Origin of the sequence: Cryobacterium psychrophilum (assembly GCF_004365915.1) — a bacterium.
GTDB classification, from domain to species: domain Bacteria; phylum Actinomycetota; class Actinomycetes; order Actinomycetales; family Microbacteriaceae; genus Cryobacterium; species Cryobacterium psychrophilum.
The window spans coordinates 2,593,654-2,616,104 of the sequence record NZ_SODI01000001.1; the positions used below are offsets into that span (position 1 = coordinate 2,593,654).

Consider the following 22,451-nt stretch of genomic DNA (forward strand, 5'->3'; position numbering starts at 1 on the left):
AATATAGGTTCGAAACACGCATCACCAAGTGTTTCGGCGGCTATAGCAAGAGGGAAACGCCCGGTCACATTCCGAACCCGGAAGCTAAGACTCTTTGCGCCGATGGTACTGCAGGGGGGACCCTGTGGGAGAGTAGGACACCGCCGGACTTAACTTAGCAACACCATCAATGGCCACCCCACGCGGGGTGGCCATTTTTGCGTTAACCCCTCATACCGCCAGGGGCCAGGTCTCGGCAGACCCGACCAGCGGAAGAGTCGCTGCGAGGCTGGCTTGGGGTGAGGGAGACGGAGCCTAGCGGTTGGGGAACTCGTGGGGGAGGCCGTGCAGCACCGGAGCCAGACGCTCCAGGCGGCCGCGCTCGAGGAGCAGGGCGGCGTACTCCCGGTCACGACGTACCGCGGCCACACCGATCAGGAATGCCTCGGCTGGAGCGGACGGCACCGGGGAGACGAACGGTGCCACTTCGGCGGCCAGGGACGCGGCGAAGCGCTCCCGGGTTGCCGGAGTGAGCTTCGCAGCCTGCCGGAGGAACTGTGCCACGCGACGCGCGAGCGGATCGGGCAGCCGTGCCACATCCACCGTCTGAGACCAGCCGAGAAGCGGTAGAGGAACTCCGGTGACGGGCGCGGTATATGCAGGCACCCGCTCAAGCTGACTATACGTACCGGCAAGCAGATCACCGAGGCGTTGGGAGCGTGCGTTGAGGAGCCCCACGGTCGCAGCGAGGCCACCGAGGGTCAGGAAAATTTCCAGGATTCCCGTGAGGGAGCGAATGAAGGCATGACGCAGCGAGATCGCGCCACCGTCCACCCGCACGATCCGCGCACCAATGACGAGTTTGCCAAGAGATCGGCCCCGCATTGCTGTTTCGACGACCATGGGCGCGATCACAATGGATACGACCAGGCTGGCGATGGTCACGGCCTGATTGAGCGCGGGATCCGCCGCGTCGCCCAGCACGAATAGCGCAGACAGGAGCAGAACCGTGAAGAGGATGCCGTAGGCGACGACGTCGATGGCCGCGCCCGCGCCCCGAAGAATCAGGTTCGCCGGGAGCACATCGAGCGCGACTGCCTCGCCGGTGAGAAGTTCCTCGCTGGAGTCCGAGCCGTCATTGGCCGGATCAGTGGACTGCACGGTCTGCACCATGTCTACTATTGAACCAGATGGATCTCGACGCCTACACGGCCGCACACAAACAGGAGTGGAACCGCCTCACGGAGCTCGGCTCAAGGCGGCAGCTTTCCGGCGCGGAGGCCGACGAGCTCATCGAGCGCTATCAGGCTGGAGCGACACACCTGTCCGCCATGAAGACCACCGCCGGGTCAACGGTGCAAGGGGACCGCCTTTCCGTGGCGCTGTCCCGTGCGCGGTTGAGATTCACCGGGACAAGCGCCAACATGCTGTCCCTTCTTCCGGGTTTCTTTGCCCTGAAGCTGCCGGCAGCCCTGTATCGAATTCGCTGGCTCACCCTGGCGGTCGCTCTCGTCACATTCGCGGTCGCGGGACTCTATGCGCTCTGGGCGCTCAGTGATACGCAAGTACTGGCGAACCTCGGCACCGACAAGCAACTCGCGCAGGTCGCGAACGAAGACTTCGTGGGGTACTACTCGGATAACCCCGCCGCGTCCTTCACCGGTTTAGTGTGGACCAACAATGCCTTCATCGCGGCGCAGTGCATTGCATTCGGCATTGTGGGCGTCTACGTTCCGTTCATCATCCTGCAGAACGCGCAGAACATTGGCCTCACAGCGGCCATCATGTTCTCGCAGGACAAGGGCGACGTCTTCTTCCTCTACATCGCGCCCCACGGCCAACTCGAACTCACCGCAATTTTCGTGGCGGCTGCGGCGGGCCTGCGCATTTTCTGGGCCTGGATTGCGCCCGGCGCTCGAACCAGGGGGCAAGCCCTCGCCGAGGACGCACGAGCACTGTTCACGGTGGCCATTGGCCTTGTCCTGGTGCTGTTCGTGTCGGGCGTCATTGAGGGGTTTGTCACGCCTGCTCCCTGGCCATGGCCGGTGAAGATCGGCATCGGGACCCTCGCACTCGCCCTGTTTCTCACCTACATGATCGTGGTCGGTGGGCGCGCAGCGCGCGCGGGGGAGACCGGCGACCTCGGCGAGTACGAGGCTGGCAGCACGCGCATTTACGCCGCCTGAGGTCCCGCGGCGCTTCCTACAGGCGGCCGGTGGCCTTCAGCAGTATGTAGCGGTCGGCGAGGGCGGGAGGCAGATCGGCGGGTGCCCCCGTCACGACCTCCGCGCCGAGCCGGCGAATGGCGGCGGAGACCCGTGCCACATCGAGCATGGCCCGTTCGGCTGCGGCGGCCCGGTAAACCTCGGAGCGGGTGGCGCGCTCTTCAACCGCTGCGGCCGCGATGGGGTCGGTCACGGAGGCGACAACGACCGTGTGACGCCCGGTGAGCTGGGGGAGCACCGAGAGCAGGCCAGTGGATGCCCCCGCGGCGTCGATCGAGGTGATGAGCACGACGAGCGCGTGCTGGCTCGTGATGCTGCGCACCTGCGCGGGAACAGCGGCCCAGTCCATCTCGATCAGTTCGGGCTCGATGAGGGCCATCGTATCGACCATCTGCGACAGCAGCGCAGCACCCTTGGCGCCGGCCACCCGACCGCGAACGCGACGATCGAAGGCGAGAAAATCAACCCGGTCTCCGGCCGGGGCGGCCAGGGCAGCGAGAAGCAGGCTGGACTCGAAGGCGGTGTCCAGGCGGGGCTCATTGTCGATTCGCACGGCAGAGGTGCGCCCCGTGTCGATGAGAATCACAACCCGTCGGTCGCGTTCCGGCCGCCAGGTGCGCACCATGACATCGTTGCGCCTGGCCGTGGCGCGCCAGTCGATCGAGCGCACGTCGTCGCCGCGCACATACTCACGCAGGGAATCGAACTCGGTACCCGGGCCGCGCACCATCACGTGCGTGCGTCCGTCAAGTTCTTTGAGCCGCTGGATGCGGGACGGAAGGTGCTTGCGGGAATGGAACGGCGGCAGCACCCGAATGGTTCCCGGCGCGCTCAGGGTCGCCTGCCGGTTCCACAGGCCGAGGGGACCGCGTGCCCGTGCCGTGACCTGGCCCACCCGACGCTCTCCCCGTCGAAAGGGAGTCAGGGCGATCGCCACGCGGCGGCGCTCTCCGGGCGGGATGGAGACGGCCGAACGATTGTTTCCGGCACCGGCCGACGGCTGCCAGGCATCCCGAATCACCGCATGCAGATGACGGCGACCGGTGTTGGTGACGAAGAGCTGGCTCGTGACCGTTTCGCCCAGTCGCACCCTGGAGGGCAGCACGCGTTCCAGAAGGAGGGCGCGCGGCGAGGCGGCAAGAAGCAGATCGAGGCCGCCGAGCAGCGCCATGGCGAGGAGCCACAGCCCCAACACGGCGACTGCCCGCGTGAGCGTGTCGCCGAAGAGCACCACGGGGATGACGCCGAGCGCGAGGAGCGCCACAAATCGGCCGGAGAGAGTCATGGGCTAGATCGGAACCTGCACCTGCTGCAGCACCCCGCGCAGGATCGCATCGACCGAGACGCCCTCGAGCTCGGCCTCCGGTTGCAGCATCAGCCGGTGGCGCCACACCGGCAGCACCATCGCCTGCACGTGATCGGGCGTGATCGACTCGTAGCCGCTCAGCCAGGCCCATGCCTTGGCCGCCGCGAGCAGGGCAGTGGTTCCTCGCGGACTCACGCCGAGTTTCACCGAGGGGCTGGAGCGTGTGGCGCGCGCAAGGTCCACGACATAGGCGAGAACATCGGCGCTTGACCCGACGGATGCCACGGCCGCCTGTGCCGCCGCCAGCTCGGCTGCACCCAGCACGGGTGTGACACCCGCGCCGGCGAGGTCGCGTGGGTTGAAACCGGCCGCGTGTCGACGTAACACCTCAACCTCATCGTCGCGCGCTGGAATGTCGAGGACGAGTTTGAGCAGGAACCGGTCGAGCTGTGCCTCCGGCAGGGTATACGTGCCCTCGTATTCGATCGGGTTCATCGTGGCTGCCACAATGAACGGGACCGGCAGCAGGCGCGTGGCCCCGTCCACGCTCACCTGGCGTTCTTCCATCGCCTCGAGCAACGCCGATTGAGTCTTCGGGGGAGTGCGGTTGATCTCGTCGGCGAGGAGGATGTTCGTGAAGACCGGTCCGGCACGAAACTCGAATTCACCGGACTTGGCGTCATAGATGAGCGAGCCGGTCACGTCGCCCGGCATCAGGTCCGGTGTGAACTGGATGCGCTTTGTGTCGAGGCTGAGGGCATGGCTGAGTGTGCGCACGAGCAGCGTTTTGGCCACGCCGGGAACGCCTTCGAGCAGCACATGGCCTTTGGCGAGCAGGGCGATGATCAACCCGGTGACGGCGCCGTCCTGCCCGACGACGGCCTTGCCCACCTCGGCACGAACCCGGGTGAGGGACTCGCGCAGGGAATCGGTGCTGATGGCGCTGGCGGGAGTGATCATGAGTCCATTCTGCCGTGAGGCGGGAGGTCGTGAGGTGCCGGGGCGTGAGGCGCCGAATGCGGGGTTGTCGAGTGCGCGGAGACCGCGGCCTGCGTCATCCGCTCCATCTCCTGCAGGCGGTTGGCGAGCCGCATAAGGTCGGCGTCGCCGGTTGGGTGCTCCTGCACGAGCACACCTCGCACGTCGGCAGCGGCCAGCCCGGTGAGCGCGGCGACGCTGTGCACAACGTCGTCGAGCCGCGCGCTGCGGCCGAGCCCCACCCGACCGGCCAGACGCTGCACCGTTCCGATGCGCAGGGCATCGAGAGCGCGCAGGCGGGTGTTTCCGCGGGCGTAGAGCCGAGCCCGCCCCTCCAAAGTTTCACTCGCCTTCACCGTCACGGGCAGGTTCTCCGCCACGAGGGGTCCGAATCGGCGACCTCGCCACAACGCTGCCGCCGCGGCGACGAGCCCGAGCAGAATGAGCGTCGGCGTCACCGATCCGGGGGTGAGATCGCCGATCGACGGCGGCCCCGTGCGCGGCACGTCGGCCAGGGTCGGCAGGTACCACACAACGGTGTCGCTGGGCCCCAGCAGGTTGAGGGCGAAGGCGGCGTTTCCGAAGTCCGCGATCGTTTCGTTGCTGAACACGGCCGCGTCGGGCACGAGCGTGAGCGTGTGATCAGCCTCCGCTCGTTCGATCACCGAGAACGTGGTGTCGCTGCTCGGGAAACAGCCGGTGAGTGTTGCGCCGGATGCCGGGGTGCTCTCCGGGGTGCCCTCCGGGATGCTGAGCGTGCCTCCCCCCGGGGAGAGTGACCCGGCCCGCGCCGCCGCAGGCACCGAGCACTGCGGCGTGAGGTCAGTCGCCATCGACAACCCACCGAATCCGACCTCGGGGGACAGTGCCTGCAGCGCGGCGAAATCGGGCGCGGCGATAACCGTGCGCGGGGCGAGGGACCCCAGCGCGGTGAGGCGTGACGCGTCGAGGAATCCGTCGCCGTCGAAGACGAAGAGCGTGGGGGCAGCCGCTTCGCTGGTTGCCGAACGTGCCTCGGCCAGGGTGTCGACGGTCACGACCGTGACCCCCTGTTCCCCCAGCACCGCGACCAGGGCCATGGCACCAGACGGTGCCGCGCTGTCGGCGGCGAGCCAGCGTCCCGTTGCGGGGCCACCGACCAGCAGAACGACCACGAGAGTGACCAGAACCGTGCCCGCAGCGGCGATGATCCAGAACCGGGACCGGCGCACGGACTCTCGTACGGTCGGCGTCACCGCGGTGGCGTTGGCCGCCGAGTCATCGAGGACGAGCGGACGCGGTTCGACGACGAGCGAGCCGCTCACGAGCTGACCTGCCGGGCCGCGACGCTCTGCTCGGAGGGCGTCGCGAGCCGGGCCGGCGCGGCGCGGCGCAGCTCGCCCTCAAGCGCTTCGAGGGTGCGGAAGTCGGCCTCGGCGCCGGACACGCCCAGATAGCGCACGCGGTCGAACACGTCGGCAGCACCGATGAGTCCGTCGCGCGCGGCAGGAAAAGCGGCAGCCGCGCGCTCGGCGAAACCGTGCGCGGTCGTACCGGGTGTCACGCTCACCACCGTGCGTTCGAACATGTCGGCGGCAAGCGCGCGGAAGATCTCTTCGGCGGCCAGGCTCCAGTTGCCTGCCTGTGCGGCGGCCTGCGCGGCGCGGCGCATGTCCGCGGCGCTGCGACGGTCATCCGTGCCGAAGAGGTCGGTCGCCTGGGCACGCCGGCGATTACGACGCGGGACTCCGAAGATCAACCAGGCGGCACCGATTGCGACGAGTACAACGGCGATCACAAGGGCGGGCAGCCAGCTGTTCCACACGCCGCCGTCGGGAAGGCGCAGCGACCCCAGCCAGTCGAAGAACGACTGTGACAGGCGGTCGAACCAGGTGGGCCGCGCCGCCTCGTACGGCGCCTTGAGAAGTTCGTCCTGCAGCCAGCGCTGCGCCTCTGGACCATCGGGTGTCACCGGAATCTCTGCCGGCCGTAGACGAACGGGACTGATCATGCCTGGGGCGAGGTGGGCGTGATGAGGTACGGATCCGGTATGACGGCACCCGTCTGCGTGCCCTCCACATACCGGGCGAGCTCGAGGTCGAGCCCTTCCTTGCGCATCCGGAGGTCGAGATAGATGAGAGCATTCGTGGCGGACGTGATGACGGAACCGATCGCACCCGCCACAACCGTGACAAAGATGACGCCGGCATAGGAGATGAAAGCGGGGACGTACGCATCGACGGAGGCTGTCGGGTCGACAAGCGACATCAGTATGGAGAACACAATCGCGAACGGGGTGGTCACGAGCTGTACGAGCAGATTCACCGCGATCGTCACGAGCGCGAGCACCCCGAAAGTGCGCCAGAAGTAGCCCCTGGTGAGCGACCAGGACCGCCGGATCGCGGCCCGCACGGTGAGACGCTCCAACACAATCAGGCTGGGCACCACGGCTGTCTTCGTCGCGATCCACAGCGTGACAGCCAGTATCGCGAGGCCACCGATCACGCCCGTGAGAATGGCCAGAATCAGCCCGCGCGTGTCGCCCAGGAGCGCGAGCAGCGCCACGGCGAGAACGAGGATTCCGAGGCCAATGATCAGCGCCGTGAGCAGGAGCAGGGTCCAGAGCACCAGCGTCCACAGACGGGGCCGTGCCGCACGCCACAAGCGCCCCAGGCGCAGCTTTTCCCCGAGCGTCGCCCGGGCCACCTCCGTGACGATCACGCCCTGGAGCAGGGCAGCGGCGATCACGCTGAGAAAGAGGGGCACCAGCGCCGAGAGCAGGATGAGGAGGGCCCCGCCCGATTCGATCTCGCCCTGCTGGTCGGTCGGCGCGGTTGAGATCCGGTCCGTCACCCAGTACGTGACGGGACCAACAACGGCGATGGTCGCGAGCAGCACAATGCCCTGGATGATCAAGGCGCTGCCGAAGGTGGCGCGCGGGTTGCGACGCAACACCCGCAACGGCGCAAACAGGAGGGCGCCGAATCCGAGCGGGCGGAGCGGGATCAGGCCCGGCTTCGGCGGCGGCGTCCAGCCGGGAGGAGGGCCGCCGAGCGGTGCGCCGACGGGTGGTGCGCCGACGGGTGGTGCGCCGACGGGTGGTGGAATGGGGCCCCCGGTCGTTCCGCCGAGAGGCGCCCCGATGGGCGGGCCATGCGGGGGCGTCTGCGGGGGCGCTCCGAACGTGGGCGGTTGCCAGTTCTGCGGGTCGGTCACGACTCCCATGCTGGCACACCTCGGTTCCAAGCGCGCTCCTGGTCTCTCGACTATTCTGGAGACCGGAATGAACTACTCACCGGGTAATCCGCAGCTTCAGGGGGGCGGCGACGTTCAGGCGTCGGAGCCGACGAAACGCACGATGATGGCAAAGAGAGAATAATGACCTCACGTATTTTGGTTGTCGACGACGACACCGCGCTGTCCGAGATGATCGGCATCGTCTTGCACAGCGAGGGATTCGAGCCAAGTTTTTGCGCGGACGGGGCGCTGGCTCTTGACGCCTTTCGCACGACCAAGCCCGACCTGGTGCTTCTCGACCTCATGCTGCCTGGCATTGACGGCATCGAGGTGTGCAGCCAGATTCGAGCGGAGTCCGGCACCCCGATCATCATGCTGACAGCGCGGACGGACACAACGGATGTTGTGCGCGGGCTTGAATCCGGCGCCGACGACTACATGGTCAAACCGTTCAACCCCAAAGAACTCGTGGCCCGAATTCGCACCCGGCTGCGCCCCACGCCCGACGCCTCGACCCTCAGCCTGCAAATCGGTGACGTTGTCGTCGATGCCGCGGGCCATGAGGTGAAGCGCGGCGATCGCAGGATCAATCTGACTCCCCTCGAATTTGACCTGCTGCTGGCTCTGGCCTCCAAACCGCAGCAGGTATTCACGCGCGAGATGCTGCTCGAGCAAGTGTGGGGTTACCACTACAAGGCTGACACTCGCCTCGTGAACGTGCATGTGCAGCGCCTCCGGGCGAAGGTCGAAGAAGACCCCGACAACCCGAAGATCGTGATGACCGTTCGCGGCGTCGGGTACCGGGCCGGCGCGGTCGGCTAGGCCCTTGATGGCTCCGACAACGGGCACGGACGTCACGTGGCGTTCGAGAATGCAGGTGCGGAACTGGCGATCCTGGCCCCGAGCCGTCGCCACATCCTGGCGAGCATCCCTGCACTTTCGTACCGTCACCATCTCGGTCGTGCTGTCGGGTATGGCCATCCTCGTGGTCGGTGTCTACATGTCGGTGAGCATCGGCAACGACCTGTTCCAATCGAGGCTCAACCAGGTGCTGCTCGACTCGAATCGAGCCACGAATGCCGCGCAGGGAATCCTCGACGCCTCAGATGCCGTGGACCGCGTGCAGGTGCGCGCGCTGCTCGGATCGGCGCGCACGTCGATCACCGCGGCATCCTCGAGTCGGCTCATTGCCGTGCTGCGCGTGCCCGGCCAGGATGCGTCGACCGTTGCGCCGCAGGATTCCTCGACCTTCGGCGAGGAGACCGGAGTCGTCTCGAACGATCTGCGCCGCGCGGTGCAGGCGAGCTCCGACGAACAATTCTGGCAGTCAGTGACCCTCACCGACGACCTCGGCACCGAGATCCCCGGCGTCGTCGTTGGGTCGCAACTCACCGTTCCGGTTGCCGGGCGGTATGAGCTCTACATCGGCTACAGCCTGCAGGACTCGGAGTCGACGCTGCTCTTTGTGCAGCAGACCCTGGGCGTCGCCGGCCTGGCCCTCGTGCTGCTCATCGGCGGTGTCAGCTGGGTGATCGTGCGCTTCGTCGTGACGCCGATTCGCGTGGCCGCTGAAACGAGCGAGAAGCTCGCCCGCGGCGATCTCGAGGTGCGCATCCCCGAGAAGGGCCAGGATGTCATTGCCACCCTCGCCCGATCCTTCAACGGTATGGCCGACAGCCTGCAGAGCCAGATCCAGAAGCTCGCCGACCTCTCCGAGGTGCAACAACGTTTTGTGTCGGATGTCTCGCACGAGTTGCGCACACCGCTCACCACCATTCGCCTCGCCGGCGACGTACTGTACGACCAGCGCGCGAGCTTTCCCCCGGCAACCGGGCGCACGGCAGAGCTGCTGCACACCCAGGTAGAACGTTTCGAGGTGTTGCTGAGCGACCTGCTCGAGATCAGCCGATACGACGCCGGGTCCGTCGAACTCGAGAGCGAACCGACCAACCTCGTGCACCTCGCGGAGGACGCCATTGACGGCTTACGAAGTCTCGCCGAGTCCAAGGGCAGCGACCTGCGGCTTGTGGCCCCCGGCGGATACCTGAATGCCGACGTCGACCCGCGTCGCATCCGTCGTATTCTGCACAACCTGGTCGGCAATGCCATTGAGCACGGCGACGGCAAACCCGTGGTCATCTCGGTCGACAGCAATAGCGATTCGGTCGCGATTGCGGTGCGCGACTATGGGATGGGCATGAGCCAGTCCGAGGTGACGCATGTTTTCGACCGCTTCTGGCGAGCCGACCCCAGCCGCAAGCGCACCATCGGCGGCACGGGCCTTGGCCTGTCGATTGCCCGCGAAGACGCCACGGTACACAATGGGTGGCTGCAGGTCTGGGCGTCGCCCGGTCACGGCGCCTGTTTTCGCCTGACCCTGCCTCGTTTGTCAGGGGGAGTGCTCACCTCGTCACCGATCCCACTTCCGCCCGCCGATGCCACGTCGGAGCTGGGTGACTTGGGACCCAACCACGGAATCCCGGAGGGAACTCATGCGTAGAGTGCCGATTCGGGCTGCGGGCATCGGTCGCGCGCTCGCCGCGGTTGTGGCCGCCGTCATCGTCCTGACCTCGTGTGGCGGGATCCCGCGAGAGGGAAACGTACGCGCGGGACAGGCCGACCTCGTCGACGAAAGCCCGGCCCAGGTGTTTCTGCCGTCCGGGCCGCAGCGTGACGCCAGCGCGGAATCGATCCTGCTCGGTTTCATCGACGCGGCGTCGAGTCCGGAGAACAACTACGCCATTGCGCGCGAATTCCTCACCCCAAGCTTCAGCGCGGACTGGGACCCGACGGCCGGCGTCATCGTGGACGACGGCATCGGACGCGTCGTCACCGCCCGGGACGAGCAGACGATCCAGGTCATGGTGACACCGATCGCGGAGGTGAGCGCGACGGGCGAATACCGTGAATCGGATTCGACGCCCGTGCCGCTCGGCTACCAATTCGTGCAGGTCGACGGGCAGTGGCGAATCCAGGCCGCCCCCAACGGAACGGTGATCGACGAGAACACGTTCAACGACGTCTTCAGCGCATCCGCCCTCTATTTCTTCGACCCCGGCTTCGACATGCTCGTGCCCGACCTGCGCTGGTTCCCTCGCGGGGCATCCGCTCCGACCAAGATCGTCAACGCCGTGCTGAGCGGCCCGAGCTCCTGGCTCGTTGGAGCCGTCGCCACGGCATTCCCGGACGGGACGAAGCTCACCGCCGATGCCGTGCGGGTCGTGAGACGCAACGCCATGGTCGACCTCAACAGCGAGGCGCTCAACGCGGACCGCATCACCCTTGAGCGGATGAAGGCGCAGCTCACGGCGAGCCTGCCGTCGGGGATGAGCGTGAAGGTCACGATCGACCAGAACCCGCAAGACATTGCCGATCTCGGTCCCGCCGTGAATCCGCGCGTGGACGCGCGGGCGTTGATTTTGCGGGAGGGAGACTTCGGGTTTCTTGCCGCCAGCGGACAGGCCGTGACCCCGGTGGACGGTGTCTCCGATGCCATCGTGGGACTCGCCCCCACGGCGGTATCCCTCGCGGCCGGCCAACAAGCTGCCGTGGCCCTCGCGGAGGGCGGAGTCTGGCGGGTGAGAGCCGGCAACGATCCCGAGCTGGTCGACTCGCGTGCCGGGCTGATTGCGCCGTCGATTGACAACGACGGGTACACTTGGTCGGTGCCGATGAACCAACCGAACGACATTGTCGTGACGGGCATGGACTCCGCGGCGGTGAGTGTTGCCTCACCCTGGCCGGAGGCCACGACGATCCAGGCCATGAAGGTTGCCCGCGACGGTACCCGCATCGTGGTGGCGTACACGATCGGCGCCGAGCCCCGACTGGCCGTTGTGGGGATTCTTCGCAAGGATGGTTTGCCGATCGGCCTCACCGCCCCACTGCAGCTCATGGCGGATTCAACCCCTGCCCTCGATGTGGCCTGGGTTGATGAGTTGACGGTGGCCTCGCTCAGTACCCTGGCAACCGGGGCCAAACAGATCTCCGCCCGCGAGCTCGGAGGCGCGAGCCTCGTGCTTGAGTCGCCCCCTGACGCCGTGGCGCTCGCCGGAAGCAACTCGTTGCGCGACCTCCGGGCGATCACGTCATCCGGAGGGCTGCACGTGCAGCGTGGCGTTGGTTGGCAGAAACGCCTCGACGGGGTGACCGTGCTCGCCACCCAGCAGGGCATCGACAAGTAGCCGGTCCTCCCCAGCTTCCGGCTGTGCACCGTGGCCGGCGCGGCCGTCACTGTCGCGGAGTCGCGCGGCAGTATGGGTGGCATGCATGGCAAGGCGCTGTTTGCAGGACTGCCCGCGGCGCTTCTTGACGCCTGGGCCGTTGTCATGCCCACGGAATGTGTCGGGTGCCATGCCGCCGATCGGGCGCTGTGCCCCGCGTGCCGGCAGGGCCTCCGTCCCGAGGTGCACGAGGCGAGGCGCGAGGGAGTTCCGGTGTGGTGCGGCCTCGACTATTCCGGTGTGGCGCGGCACGTGATCGGGGCTTTCAAAGACGGCGGCAGAACGGATGCCGCGGGTGCGCTCGCCATGCCCCTCCGGTTGGCCGTGACGGCCGCCCTCGGAGTCGCGACCCCGGCTTCGGCGCGGCGGGGAGTGCGCCTCGTGGTGATTCCATCGTCCACGGCGGCATGGCGGGCCAGGGGATTCCATCCCGTCGAGCTGATCCTGAAACGCGCGGGACTGACGGCCACGACGGCTCTTCGAACGGTCGCACCGGTTGCGGACCAGGTCGGCCTCGGACGCGAGGAGCGCACCGTGAATCGTCGGGGATCTCTTCGGGCCGTGCGACGGCTCGACGGGTTCGCGTGCGTCGTGGTTGATGACATTCTCACGACCGGCGCGACCCTCCTCGAGGCGCGGCGCGCCATCAGTGAAGCGGGCGGACACGTCGTCGGGATGGCTGCACTGGCGGAAAGACGGCGACTCCATCCGGTAACCGAGCCGTCACTGAAATCTCATTGACAAAAGCTGTGACATATTCAGTCCACCCGGCTACGGTTAGGAACACAGGCGCGCAATGATCGCCCATACACAGGGCGATCCGCCAGATCAGGAGGTCGTCATGGAAACTAACATTGTCGGACGAAACCTAGGGATCACTGATCGCTTTCGGGAATACGCGACGGAAAAGGCCGAGAAGATTGCCGGTCTTGCCGATAAGGCGCTCGCTCTCGAGATCAAGGTAAGTCGTCACCACGAGAAGAATGGTGCCGCGGCTGGAAAAGATCGGGTCGAGCTGACCCTGATCGGCAAGGGTCCTCTGGTTCGCGCAGAAGCGGACGGGGCAGACAAGTACGCGGCATTCGACATTGCATTGGGGCGTTTGCTCGAACGAGTTCGTCGTGCAAAGGACCGCAAGAAGGTACACCGTGGCGGGGCGCACCGGCCCACGTCCCTGCAGGAGGCCGCATCCGTTGCCTTCAGCGTGATCGACATCGTTCCGGCCTCCAGCGAGAGCCTTGATCGTGTTCGTACCGGTGCAGTTCCGATCGTGTCCCCGGATAGCGTCGATGGCGACGCAAGTGCCGAGGCCGAAGAGGACGAGGCCTACTGCCCCGTCGTCATCCGCCGCAAGGTTTTCGCTGCGGCACCCATGACGGTCGACGATGCCCTCTACTTCATGGAACTCGTTGGGCACGATTTCTACCTGTTCCAGGACTCGGAGACTCACCGACCGAGCGTGGTCTACCGCCGCAAGGGGTGGGACTATGGCGTCATCGAGCTGGATGATTCCGCAGCGGAGTTGCGAGAGGCCCCGGCTGAGGCCGGCGTTCGGTCCAACTGACCACCTGGCATTGCTATAGTTGCCGGTTAGGTCGGTGCTCCGGCGCCGACCAGACGACAGGTGTCGGCTGCGCGGTGTGAAAACACGGCGCAGCCACATGCCGTGACGACTACTGGAGTGCATTCGTGGCCTCAATTTTGGAAAAGGTTCTTCGAGTTGGCGAAGGGCGCGTACTTAAGCGCTTGGAAAACTATGCGAAGGCCATCAACGCGCTGGAAGACGATTTCAGCCACCTCACCGACGACGAACTCAAGAATGAGACCGTCACACTGCGGGAGCGCTATTCGGCCGGGGAGTCCCTCGATGACCTGCTGCCTGAGGCCTTCGCCGCGGTGCGCGAGGCGAGCACCCGCACCCTGGGGCTGCGTCACTTCGACGTTCAGCTGATGGGGGGCGCCGCGCTTCACCTGGGCAACATTGCCGAGATGAAGACCGGTGAGGGCAAGACGCTTGTGGCCACCACGGCCGCGTACCTCAACGCCATCACGAGCCGGGGCGTGCACGTCATCACGGTGAACGACTATCTCGCGAGCTACCAGAGCGAGCTCATGGGCCGCGTCTTCCGAGCCCTCGGTATGACGACCGGATGCATCGTCTCCGGCCAGACGCCTCCCCAACGTCGCGAGATGTATGAGTGCGACATCACGTACGGAACGAACAACGAGTTCGGCTTCGACTACCTGCGCGACAACATGGCGTGGCAGGCCTCAGACATGGTGCAGCGCGGCCACGCCTTCGCCATCGTTGACGAGGTCGACTCGATCCTGATCGATGAGGCACGGACGCCGCTCATCATCTCGGGTCCGGCATCCGGTGAAGCAAACCGTTGGTTCTCTGAGTTCGCAAGCCTCGCCAAGCGACTCGTGCCCGACGAAGATTTCGAGGTCGATGAGAAGAAGCGCACCATCGGCGTGCTCGAACCCGGCATCGAGAAGGTCGAGGACTACCTCGGCATTGACAACCTCTACGAGTCCGCGAACACTCCGCTGATCTCATTCCTGAACAACGCCATCAAGGCCGACGCCCTGTTCAAAAAAGACAAGGACTACGTCGTGATGAACGGCGAGGTGCTCATCGTCGATGAGCACACCGGCCGAATCCTCATGGGGCGCCGCTACAACGAGGGCATCCACCAGGCCATTGAGGCCAAGGAGGGCGTTGTGGTCAAGGCCGAGAACCAGACGCTGGCCACGGTCACCCTTCAGAACTATTTCCGCCTGTACTCGAAGATCTCCGGCATGACCGGTACCGCCGAGACCGAGGCCGCCGAATTCATGAGCACCTACAAGCTCGGTGTCGTAGCGATCCCCACGAATAGGCCGATGCAGCGCATCGACCAGTCCGACCTCATCTACAAGAATGAGGAGGCGAAGTTCAATCAGGTCGTCGAAGACATCGCGGTCCGTCACGAGAAGGGGCAGCCGGTTCTCGTCGGCACCACGAGCGTCGAGAAGAGCGAATACCTTTCCCGGCTGCTCGCCAAGAAGGGGGTGCGCCACGAGGTGCTCAACGCCAAGAACCACGCCCGTGAGGCCGCCATCGTCGCGCAAGCCGGACGCCTCGGCTCCGTGACGGTCGCCACAAACATGGCTGGCCGTGGCACCGACGTGATGCTCGGTGGCAACGCCGAGTTCATGGCCGTGGCCGATATGAATGCCAAGGGCCTCAGCCCCGTGGAAACCCCCGAGGAATACGAGACAGCCTGGGACGACGTCTTCACCGCCGTCAAGGACAAGGTGCGCGAGGAAGCCGAGAAGGTCATCGCGGCCGGAGGCCTCTACGTGCTCGGCACGGAGCGCCACGAATCCCGCCGTATCGACAACCAGCTGCGTGGACGCAGCGGCCGCCAGGGCGATCCGGGGGAGAGCCGCTTCTACCTCTCGCTCACCGACGACCTCATGCGCCTCTTCAACGCGGGAGCCGCCGAAAGCCTCATGGGCCGACAGGGGGTCCCCGACGACATGGCGATCGAGTCCAAGGTCGTCAGCCGCGCCATTCGCAGTGCGCAGGCGCAGGTGGAGGGACGCAACGCCGAGATTCGCAAGAACGTGCTCAAATATGACGACGTGTTGAACCGCCAGCGCGAGGCGATCTACGGTGACCGTCGTCACATCCTTGAGGGCGACGACCTGCACGAGCGCACCCAGACATTCCTGGACAACGTCATTGACGAGGTCCTCGACGTTCATGCCGGTCAGGGCAACGGCGATGACTGGGACTTCGACGCCATGTGGGTCGAACTCAAAACGCTCTACCCCGTTGGCATCACCATCGACGAGGTCGTTTCTGAGGCCGGCGACAAGGGGCGGATCAACCGCGACTTCATGCGCCGCGAGATTCTCTCCGACGCGAGGGAGGCGTACAAGCGCCGTGAGGAGTCGCTCGGTTCGCCCGCCATGCGTGAACTGGAACGTCGTGTCGTCTTGTCGGTCATTGACCGTCGCTGGCGCGACCACCTCTACGAGATGGACTACCTGAAGGACGGCATCGGCCTGCGCGCCATGGCCCAGCGCGACCCGCTCGTGGAGTACCAGCGTGAGGGCTTCGCCATGTTCCAACAGATGATGGGCCAGATTCGCGAGGAGACCGTCGGATTCCTCTTCAACCTTGACGTGGAGGTCAGCCAGGCTCCGGGATCAGTGTCGGCTCCGGTCGTCGCAGCCAAGGGGCTCGCCCCCGCCGACCAGGCAGATGCGAAGCTCAGCTATACGGCGCCGAGCGATTCGGGCGGAGTAGAGGTACGCAACCAGCGCGGCCAGATCCAGCAGGCGGCAACGGATCGTACGCGCCGCTTGGCGACGGAGGATTCCGCTCCCGCCGACGATTCCCCGGCCGAGGCGACGCCGGCCCAGCGTGGTGCCTTCGGCCAGCGCGACAGCAGCGACGCGACTCCCGCGAACCGGGCCGAGCGTCGTCAGGGCAAGAAGAAGTAGCCGCCGGACCGTTCGACCCGAACGCTCCTGAACACTCGTCGCCTCCCTTCCGCCACTGCGGGACGGGGGTGACGAGTGTCTGTGCGGCGTCGCCCATACGGCTTCGGAACGGCGGGTACGCAGCTCATGGGTCGCCGTCAATGGGTCGTCGTTAATTGACCGCGGTCAATGGGCCGCGGTTAATCGGCCGCGGTTAATCGGCCGCGGTTAATCGGCCGCGGTTAATCGGCTCAGAGCACGTTGATGGCACTCGCTCGCCACCGGGTGCCAACCGTCTCGAGTCTGAGGGCGACACACTGCACGCGGGCCTTGCCGTGAACCATCACAACGGCCTCAATGACACCGGGGCGGGGCTCGTAGATATGCACGCGACCAATGGAGATGGTGGGCCGTTGGGGTATGCGGCCGGTAACCGCGCGGGCCCTCGCGGATAACACGACTCGTCGGAGCAGGTGTTTGTACACATCGTCGCTGACCCATCGCGCGAGCTGGTCGAGTTCACGGGCGCCAGCGAGTACCTCCATCACCCCGCGGGTCAGATTGATGAGCAGTGGCTCGGGGTCGGGCAGGACAGTGCCCGGAACGGACGCTCGCGGGGAAGCCTGCTCGGGGAAGGAATCGGGTGCTGGCTCTGGATACAGGCTCATGACTACTCCGCTGTCGGTCTGGTGCCCGGGGTGTCTCCGTGGCGATCACTCAATCAGTCGGAGCTCACGCTGTCCAGCGTTTTTAACCCCTGTGGATAACCCCACGACGCCTTGAGCAGCGGGCTAGGTTCGTCGTGTGCGCTGGGACAACCTATTTGACGATCTTGAGGGTCAACTCGAACGCGAGCTGACCGCGGAGGAGAGTGACCTGCGCGCGGAAGAAGAACGGCATCGCCTCGGACGCCTCACGTTGCGGTCGCGACTCATGGTCCTCAGCCTCGGTCCGGCGGGCCCCGCGGCGATTCGCGTCGTGCTGGCAACGGGAAACACCGTCGTCGTGCGGGCAACAACCTTCGGTCGGGATTGGTTTGCCGCTGACCTCTTCACCGCAGACCTCTCGGACGTGGAACGCCCCACCGGGTTGCACGCCGACCGCGCGCGGCGTACAGCGCAGTGCGTGGTGCCGCTGGCGAGCATCGCCGGGCTCGCACTCACCGCCGACCAGGTGGACCGCTCTCTGGGTCCTGAGATTGAATCGCCATCCGCAGCGCGCTTGTCCGACCGTATCGGCCTCTCCTTCGTTCTGCGGGACCTGTGTCGTCGCCGAGCCGGCATTGAGCTGCACACGCGGACAGGCCTGCTCACCGGCACAATTGACCGGGTGGGCCGCGATCATCTCGACCTGGCCGTTCATCCTCCGGGGACCCTGCGCCGCACGCCCGCTGTGGAGCACTACCGCGTCGTCCCCCTCGAACAGGTGGCCTTCATCAAGCTGACCTGAGCGCCCCCGATGATCGCAGCGGACTATCTCGGAGAGTCGCTGGGGTGGGACCGTGGGCGCATGACGCGACCTCCAGAGATCTCCGGAATGTTGCCGAAATCAGACTGTTCCCACAGCGAGAGCCGCCGTGCCTCTTCGTACTTTGCCTCGATATACGACTCGAGTATGACGCGCTCGACCCGCCAGAGGTGCGACGAACCGATGCGAATGGCCGGTAGTTCGTTGCTTCGCACGAGTTCAAGGGCCTCGGCGGGCGTGATGGCAAGGATCTCGGCGGTATCCGACAGAGTGAGAAAACGCCCCAGTGCGGCTGCGTCTGAATCGTCCATGCGTCGATTATCCGTCAAACCGGTAAATTTGGGTGGGAATGAATCTGCCCTGTGGATAACTCTCCCGCTGGCCCCAAACCCGGGCACCATAGAGCGAGCCGGCAGGCGGTGACAAGGAGTGAGGATGCGGATGACCAACTCGGCAGGCACAGGCACAGGCACAGGCACAGGCACAGGCACACGAGCACGAGCACGACTCCGGTTCGACCCGCGATTCGGCATCGGCCTCGTCCTCGTGGCGGCGTCCGTTGCGGGAGTGGCGGCACTCGTCACGACCGCCGACCGCACAACCGAGGTCTACCTCGCCTCCTCCGCGCTCCTCGTGGGGGACCACATCGACTCGGGTGATCTCGAGCTGGCTCACGTACGGCTGGGGGACTCCGCGCAGAAGTACCTGACTCCCGGGCGGGTGCCGTCCGACGGCCTCATTGTCACGCGCACCGTTCAGGCGGGTGAGCTGGTTCCGGCGGGTGCGGTCGGCACGGTCGCCGGGGCATCCGTTACGAGCGTTGTTGTCATGGTGCGTCCCAACCTCGCCGAGTCGATTGTGCCGGGCTCATTCGTGGATGTGTGGGCGGCCCAGAAGACCGCCGCCGCCCAGTACGCGCCGCCCGAGGTGCTCGTACCGTCCGCGACGGTGGTGCGCGTGATCGCAGCGGCCGGCCTGATGGCCTCATCGGAGGGGCAATCTGTGGAGATCCTCGTGCCGAAAGGTCTGGTCGGGCCGGTGCTGGAGTCGATTGCGAACGGCGATGTTGTCTCCGTCGTGGCGATCGACACGCCCCTGGGCGTGCCGCCTGCAGGTGGCCCCGATGTCTCGGAGACGCCAACACCGAGCGCGACACCCGAGGGCACCACGACCGGGGGCAACTGACCATGGCCGGGCTCGTGCTTGTGCTCGACCGGCACACCGAAGACCGACTGTTTGCGGATATCGTGGAGCACGGTCACTCGGTCCTCGCCCAGGTGCGAACGGTCACCGAATTCGTGCTCGCCCTGCCGCAGCTGCGCCCGGATGTCGCGGTTGTGGGGGCCAGACGCGAGTCCCTGACCGGCGAACTGATCGCAGCGTGTGACGCGCGTGGCATCCGGGTGATTGCGCTCGCCGCCTCCGACCGGGATCGCCGCTACGCGGCCACCCTCGGGCTGCTTGAGGTTCTCGATGCCGCGGTGGGCTGGCCGGAGATCGATGCGCTCGTACATGCCGGGGTCGTGGTGCCGCTGCGGGTCGGCGACCGTGGACGTTCGGTTGGCGCTCCGCGGTCCGGCCTCGTGGTGGCGGTGTGGGGTCCCACAGGAGCCCCGGGGCGCACGACCCTGGCGATCAATATCGCGGCGGAGATCGCAGCGGCGGGGCACACCGTGGTGCTCGCTGACGCAGACACCTACAGCGGGTCGGTCGCGGCAAGCCTGGGGATGCTCGACGAGGCGCCGGGATTCGCGGCGGCCTGTCGCCTGGCGGGATCGGACAGCCTGACCCAAAACGAATTCGAACGCATCGCGCAGCGCTACAATTCGCCTCAAGGTGCCTTCTGGGTGCTCACCGGCATCGGTCGGCCCTCGCGATGGCCGGAGTTGTCGTCGGAACGCGTGACTCGAACGATCGAGGCGCTGCGGCATTGGGCGGACTACGTCGTCATTGACACTGGGTTCAACCTGGAGAGCGACGAGGAACTCTCAAGCGACATGTTCGCGCCGAGGCGCAACGCCGCAACGGTGACGGCGTTGCGCGCCGCAGACCACGTGGTGGCGTGCGGGCTCGCCGATCCGGTGGGCATGGCGCGTTTTCTGCGCGCCTGGAGTGACCTGACCGACGTGATCAGCGACACCGCGGTGAGCGTCGTGATGAATAGGGTGCGGTCGAGCGCCGTGGGTCTCGACCCGGCGGGGCAGGTCATCGGGGCACTGCGTCGCTTTGGCGCTATCGAGGCGCCTGTGCTGGTGCCGAATGACCAGCCCTCGCTCGACGTCGCTGTGCTGACGGGGCGCACGTTGCGCGATGCCGCGCCGAAATCGCTCGCGCGGGCGAGCATCCGTCGCTTCGTGCTTGCGAAACTCGTGAGCGCCCCGGCAACGGCCGCGCCGCGCCGGACTCGGCGGCGGCGCCGTGCCCTCGCTCCGCAATAGGGCCAGCGGCGCCGGTCAGTCCTGGAGGGGGATGACCTCGAGCCGGCCGCCTTTCCCTGCCACGACGAGAACGCGCGCGGCGGTGATGGGCCCGAAAATGCGGGCGAGTTCTTCAGCCGTGGGGGCAGCGGCATCGTGGGCGGGAACATCCGCTCGTCGCAACAGCGTCACGGTCGCACCCGTCGCGTCGACAAGGGCGCGCACGAGAGGTTGCGGATCGGTGCCGGCCACGAGAACGATGCGTTGGATCCGGCGTGGGGGGCGCGCAGGAACAAGGGCGCGGTCGCGTCGCCAGATGGCGAAGTGATACCCGGCCACCAGGCCGGTGGCGACGAGGAGTCCGAGCGGTGCCCGTACCCGGGTGAGCAGGTCTGTTGCGTTCGGGTCGCCGAGCGCCGACTCGAACAGGCGATAGCCGATGACGAGTAGGGTGACGATGGCCGCGATCGCGCTCAGCCCGAAGACGAGCACCAGGTAGAGGCGCCGTCCGGCGCTGGCCGCCTCCGCGGGGTCGACGGGCGCGGCCGGTTTCCACGCGAGCCACCACGCCGGGCCGCTCACGACGAGTGCGCTCAATCCTCCGAGCAACAGGGTGCGCGCGTCGGAGCCGACGAACGACGGAGCAAGCGTGGCGAGCAGGGCAGTGACGATCACTCCCACCCCTGATGCGGCACCGATCAGGCCCACCGCAGCGGTCACAATGCGCGTTGCCAGCACGACGGCCGCAGAGCGGAGCGCGGCCTGGCGCTGGTGATATGCCCAGACGAGCGCTCCGATGGCGGCGGCGGCCAGGGCGAATCCCAGCGTTTCGATCATCTGTTGCACGGACTCGGTGCGGTCAAACGTGAGGCGCAGCACCCGGTACAGCACGGTCCCCGCGCCGGCGAGGGTGAACGCCACGGACACCGCGATGCCCACGACGATGAGGGCCACTGTGGCGAGGCCACCGCGCAGTCCGCGGGCGTCGTCACGGAACCAGTGCAACCACCACACGACGGCGCCGCCCAGGGACCAGAGCAGCGCCTGCAGGGTGAGCCGCCACCAGGGGTCGCCGATGGTGACCGCGGCCGCGAGGCCGCCCAGCGCAGTATCGATGAGCGACGAGAGCGCGGTGAGGGCGCCACCGGCGAACAGGAGCAGGCCGAACACCGCGCCGAGAACGGGCGCGACACTGCGCAAACGGGTGGGTGCCTTGTCGGCGTGCCGCGACATCCGCCGGTGCCATACCCACACGCCGGCCCACACCAGACCGGTAGCGAAGGCGTTTGGTTGCCAATCGGAGCGCACGAGCGCTGCGGCCGTGACGAGCAGGGCGGAGGAGAAGACGATGAGTGAGACCGTGGACATCAGCGCCACGTAGAGGCCCCAGGCGACGGATGCCCGCTCCGCGTTACCGAGGCGGCGCCACTGCACCCACCACAGAACCGCGGCCAGGGGGCCGGCGATGAGCGTGAACGCCAGTGCGCGCGCGAGACCGGGCACATCGTTGGAGACGAGAAGGTCACTGCGGTCGAGGAGCCGGTTGAGCAGCCCGGCGAGGCCGATCGCGGCGATGATCACGAGCGCAAACAGGAGGGTGAAAACGACAACGCGGCGGGCAGTGGGCTGAGTGGTCGTTTCGGCCGACGAGTCGGCTTCGGCGCTCATCGTGTCACGGTGGGGGTCGGGCACACGGTGAGCTCCCAGGGAGCGCTCTCGATCCGCCACGACCCGTCGGTCTTCACGAGGCTCACGGTGCCGTCAGAGTCGTAGCTCGACGGCCCGAACAGGCCGCCGTCGTACGTGGTCGTCATCGTGACGACGACGTCGGCGGTATCGCCTCGTATCGTCGTTGACGCGAGGGTGATGCGCATGTTGTCGTTCGGGGGTGACCGGTCACCGGGCATGCACAGGTCTGGGGCATCGGGGCTGAGGTAGCGGGCAGCCGTTGCCTCGTCTCCCGTGATGATCGCTGCGGCATACCGTTGCACGATTCCCGCGGGCGTTGACTCGTCGAGCGGAGCCGGGGCGCCCCGGGAAAACACCACGGCGAGGGCGACCGCCGCCAACGCGGCGATGATGCCGATGATCACCATCAGGGTTCGATCTGGTCGAGACTGTGTGGCATTCATAAGCACAGCATGCACCCGTTTGCCCCCCGGGA

General features: G+C 66.6%; 20 protein-coding genes and 1 rRNA gene. 11 read left to right on the forward strand and 10 right to left on the reverse strand.

Annotated features, from left to right (window positions below; genetic code table 11):
• Nucleotides 1–32: 32 nt before the first annotated feature.
• Nucleotides 33–149, forward strand: a 5S ribosomal RNA gene (rrf, locus tag EDD25_RS12130).
• Between the two features lie 145 nt (nt 150–294).
• Here rrf and EDD25_RS12135 read toward each other — a convergent pair.
• Complete coding sequence (locus EDD25_RS12135; RefSeq protein WP_134173498.1) at nt 295–1,152, reverse strand: RDD family protein; 858 nt, start codon at nt 1,150–1,152, stop codon at nt 295–297.
• Between the two features lie 17 nt (nt 1,153–1,169).
• On the opposite strand from EDD25_RS12135, the gene EDD25_RS12140 reads away from it, so the two are divergent.
• Nucleotides 1,170–2,165, forward strand: coding sequence for a stage II sporulation protein M (locus EDD25_RS12140; RefSeq protein WP_134173499.1), 996 nt, complete (start codon nt 1,170–1,172; stop codon nt 2,163–2,165).
• 16 nt (nt 2,166–2,181) lie between these two features.
• On the opposite strand, the gene EDD25_RS12145 is transcribed toward EDD25_RS12140, so the two are convergent.
• Genes EDD25_RS12145 through EDD25_RS12165 form a run of 5 tightly spaced genes read right to left on the reverse strand, consistent with a single transcriptional unit; the run spans nt 2,182 to nt 7,692 of the window.
• A complete protein-coding gene (locus tag EDD25_RS12145) occupies nt 2,182–3,489 on the reverse strand; it encodes a DUF58 domain-containing protein (protein WP_134173500.1) in 1,308 nt (435 codons plus the stop codon).
• Between the two features lie 3 nt (nt 3,490–3,492).
• Nucleotides 3,493–4,470, reverse strand: a complete 978-nt coding sequence (locus EDD25_RS12150) for an AAA family ATPase (RefSeq protein WP_134173501.1) — start codon at nt 4,468–4,470, stop codon at nt 3,493–3,495.
• A complete protein-coding gene (locus tag EDD25_RS12155; protein WP_134173502.1) occupies nt 4,467–5,792 on the reverse strand; it encodes a DUF4350 domain-containing protein in 1,326 nt (441 codons plus the stop codon). Before EDD25_RS12155 ends, EDD25_RS12150 begins: the two co-directional genes overlap by 4 nt.
• Nucleotides 5,789–6,478, reverse strand: a complete 690-nt coding sequence (locus EDD25_RS12160; RefSeq protein WP_134173503.1) for a DUF4129 domain-containing protein — start codon at nt 6,476–6,478, stop codon at nt 5,789–5,791. The genes EDD25_RS12155 and EDD25_RS12160 overlap by 4 nt, the downstream gene beginning before the upstream one ends.
• Complete coding sequence (locus tag EDD25_RS12165; RefSeq protein WP_134173504.1) at nt 6,475–7,692, reverse strand: hypothetical protein; 1,218 nt, start codon at nt 7,690–7,692, stop codon at nt 6,475–6,477. The genes EDD25_RS12160 and EDD25_RS12165 overlap by 4 nt, the downstream gene beginning before the upstream one ends.
• Before the next feature lie 153 nt (nt 7,693–7,845).
• Here EDD25_RS12165 and mtrA point away from each other — a divergent pair, with 153 nt between their 5' ends.
• From mtrA to secA, 6 genes are all read left to right on the forward strand, one after another.
• Entirely contained in the window at nt 7,846–8,526 is a 681-nt protein-coding gene (gene mtrA / locus EDD25_RS12170; protein WP_134173505.1) for an MtrAB system response regulator MtrA, read from the forward strand.
• A 49-nt stretch (nt 8,527–8,575) separates the two neighbouring features.
• A complete protein-coding gene (gene mtrB / locus EDD25_RS12175; protein ID WP_134175440.1) occupies nt 8,576–10,204 on the forward strand; it encodes an MtrAB system histidine kinase MtrB in 1,629 nt (542 codons plus the stop codon).
• The gene (locus tag EDD25_RS12180; RefSeq protein ID WP_166671291.1) at nt 10,197–11,888 is read left to right on the forward strand and encodes an LpqB family beta-propeller domain-containing protein; all 1,692 of its coding nucleotides are present in this window, start codon (nt 10,197–10,199) and stop codon (nt 11,886–11,888) included. The genes mtrB and EDD25_RS12180 overlap by 8 nt, the downstream gene beginning before the upstream one ends.
• A gap of 81 nt (nt 11,889–11,969) precedes the next feature.
• Nucleotides 11,970–12,668: a ComF family protein gene (locus tag EDD25_RS12185; protein WP_166671292.1), complete on the forward strand. Its 699-nt coding sequence runs from the start codon at nt 11,970–11,972 to the stop codon at nt 12,666–12,668.
• 100 nt (nt 12,669–12,768) lie between these two features.
• On the forward strand, nt 12,769–13,491 hold the full coding sequence (gene hpf, locus EDD25_RS12190) for a ribosome hibernation-promoting factor, HPF/YfiA family (RefSeq protein ID WP_134173508.1): 723 nt from the start codon (nt 12,769–12,771) through the stop codon (nt 13,489–13,491).
• Nucleotides 13,492–13,616: 125 nt separating this feature from the next.
• Nucleotides 13,617–16,424, forward strand: coding sequence for a preprotein translocase subunit SecA (gene secA, locus EDD25_RS12195; protein WP_134173509.1), 2,808 nt, complete (start codon nt 13,617–13,619; stop codon nt 16,422–16,424).
• Nucleotides 16,425–16,654: 230 nt separating this feature from the next.
• Here the strand turns inward: secA and EDD25_RS12200 are convergent, their stop codons facing one another.
• Nucleotides 16,655–17,071, reverse strand: coding sequence for an Rv3235 family protein (locus EDD25_RS12200; protein ID WP_241986563.1), 417 nt, complete (start codon nt 17,069–17,071; stop codon nt 16,655–16,657).
• Nucleotides 17,072–17,207: 136 nt separating this feature from the next.
• Here EDD25_RS12200 and EDD25_RS12205 point away from each other — a divergent pair, with 136 nt between their 5' ends.
• Nucleotides 17,208–17,852, forward strand: a complete 645-nt coding sequence (locus EDD25_RS12205; RefSeq protein WP_134173510.1) for a hypothetical protein — start codon at nt 17,208–17,210, stop codon at nt 17,850–17,852.
• A gap of 23 nt (nt 17,853–17,875) precedes the next feature.
• Here the strand turns inward: EDD25_RS12205 and EDD25_RS12210 are convergent, their stop codons facing one another.
• Complete coding sequence (locus tag EDD25_RS12210; protein WP_134173511.1) at nt 17,876–18,181, reverse strand: helix-turn-helix domain-containing protein; 306 nt, start codon at nt 18,179–18,181, stop codon at nt 17,876–17,878.
• A 130-nt stretch (nt 18,182–18,311) separates the two neighbouring features.
• Between EDD25_RS12210 and EDD25_RS12215 the strand changes: the two genes are divergently transcribed.
• Entirely contained in the window at nt 18,312–19,055 is a 744-nt protein-coding gene (locus tag EDD25_RS12215) for a hypothetical protein (protein ID WP_134173512.1), read from the forward strand.
• Nucleotides 19,056–19,057: 2 nt separating this feature from the next.
• Complete coding sequence (locus EDD25_RS12220; RefSeq protein ID WP_134173513.1) at nt 19,058–20,308, forward strand: CpaE/TadZ family protein; 1,251 nt, start codon at nt 19,058–19,060, stop codon at nt 20,306–20,308.
• Nucleotides 20,309–20,323: 15 nt separating this feature from the next.
• Here EDD25_RS12220 and EDD25_RS12225 read toward each other — a convergent pair whose 3' ends face one another.
• Together EDD25_RS12225 and EDD25_RS12230 are read right to left on the reverse strand one after the other, a co-directional pair.
• The gene (locus EDD25_RS12225) at nt 20,324–21,955 is read right to left on the reverse strand and encodes a DUF5671 domain-containing protein (RefSeq protein ID WP_134173514.1); all 1,632 of its coding nucleotides are present in this window, start codon (nt 21,953–21,955) and stop codon (nt 20,324–20,326) included.
• A complete protein-coding gene (locus tag EDD25_RS12230) occupies nt 21,952–22,419 on the reverse strand; it encodes an LpqB family beta-propeller domain-containing protein (RefSeq protein WP_134173515.1) in 468 nt (155 codons plus the stop codon). The genes EDD25_RS12225 and EDD25_RS12230 overlap by 4 nt, the downstream gene beginning before the upstream one ends.
• Nucleotides 22,420–22,451 lie beyond the last annotated feature (32 nt).

Excerpts from the sequence above, each read along its gene's own strand:
- EDD25_RS12135 (WP_134173498.1), bottom strand. The coding sequence starts at position 1,152 with ATGGTGCAGACCGTGCAGTCCACTGATCCGGCCAATGACGGCTCGGAC.
- EDD25_RS12140 (WP_134173499.1), top strand. The coding sequence starts at position 1,170 with ATGGATCTCGACGCCTACACGGCCGCACACAAACAGGAGTGGAACCGC.
- EDD25_RS12145 (WP_134173500.1), bottom strand. The coding sequence starts at position 3,489 with ATGACTCTCTCCGGCCGATTTGTGGCGCTCCTCGCGCTCGGCGTCATC.
- EDD25_RS12150 (WP_134173501.1), bottom strand. The coding sequence starts at position 4,470 with ATGATCACTCCCGCCAGCGCCATCAGCACCGATTCCCTGCGCGAGTCC.
- EDD25_RS12160 (WP_134173503.1), bottom strand. The coding sequence starts at position 6,478 with ATGATCAGTCCCGTTCGTCTACGGCCGGCAGAGATTCCGGTGACACCC.
- EDD25_RS12165 (WP_134173504.1), bottom strand. The coding sequence starts at position 7,692 with ATGGGAGTCGTGACCGACCCGCAGAACTGGCAACCGCCCACGTTCGGA.
- mtrA (WP_134173505.1), top strand. The coding sequence starts at position 7,846 with ATGACCTCACGTATTTTGGTTGTCGACGACGACACCGCGCTGTCCGAG.
- mtrB (WP_134175440.1), top strand. The coding sequence starts at position 8,576 with ATGCAGGTGCGGAACTGGCGATCCTGGCCCCGAGCCGTCGCCACATCC.
- EDD25_RS12180 (WP_166671291.1), top strand. The coding sequence starts at position 10,197 with ATGCGTAGAGTGCCGATTCGGGCTGCGGGCATCGGTCGCGCGCTCGCC.
- EDD25_RS12185 (WP_166671292.1), top strand. The coding sequence starts at position 11,970 with ATGCATGGCAAGGCGCTGTTTGCAGGACTGCCCGCGGCGCTTCTTGAC.
- hpf (WP_134173508.1), top strand. The coding sequence starts at position 12,769 with ATGGAAACTAACATTGTCGGACGAAACCTAGGGATCACTGATCGCTTT.
- EDD25_RS12200 (WP_241986563.1), bottom strand. The coding sequence starts at position 17,071 with ATGAGCCTGTATCCAGAGCCAGCACCCGATTCCTTCCCCGAGCAGGCT.
- EDD25_RS12210 (WP_134173511.1), bottom strand. The coding sequence starts at position 18,181 with ATGGACGATTCAGACGCAGCCGCACTGGGGCGTTTTCTCACTCTGTCG.
- EDD25_RS12215 (WP_134173512.1), top strand. The coding sequence starts at position 18,312 with ATGACCAACTCGGCAGGCACAGGCACAGGCACAGGCACAGGCACAGGC.
- EDD25_RS12220 (WP_134173513.1), top strand. The coding sequence starts at position 19,058 with ATGGCCGGGCTCGTGCTTGTGCTCGACCGGCACACCGAAGACCGACTG.
- EDD25_RS12225 (WP_134173514.1), bottom strand. The coding sequence starts at position 21,955 with ATGAGCGCCGAAGCCGACTCGTCGGCCGAAACGACCACTCAGCCCACT.
- EDD25_RS12230 (WP_134173515.1), bottom strand. The coding sequence starts at position 22,419 with ATGAATGCCACACAGTCTCGACCAGATCGAACCCTGATGGTGATCATC.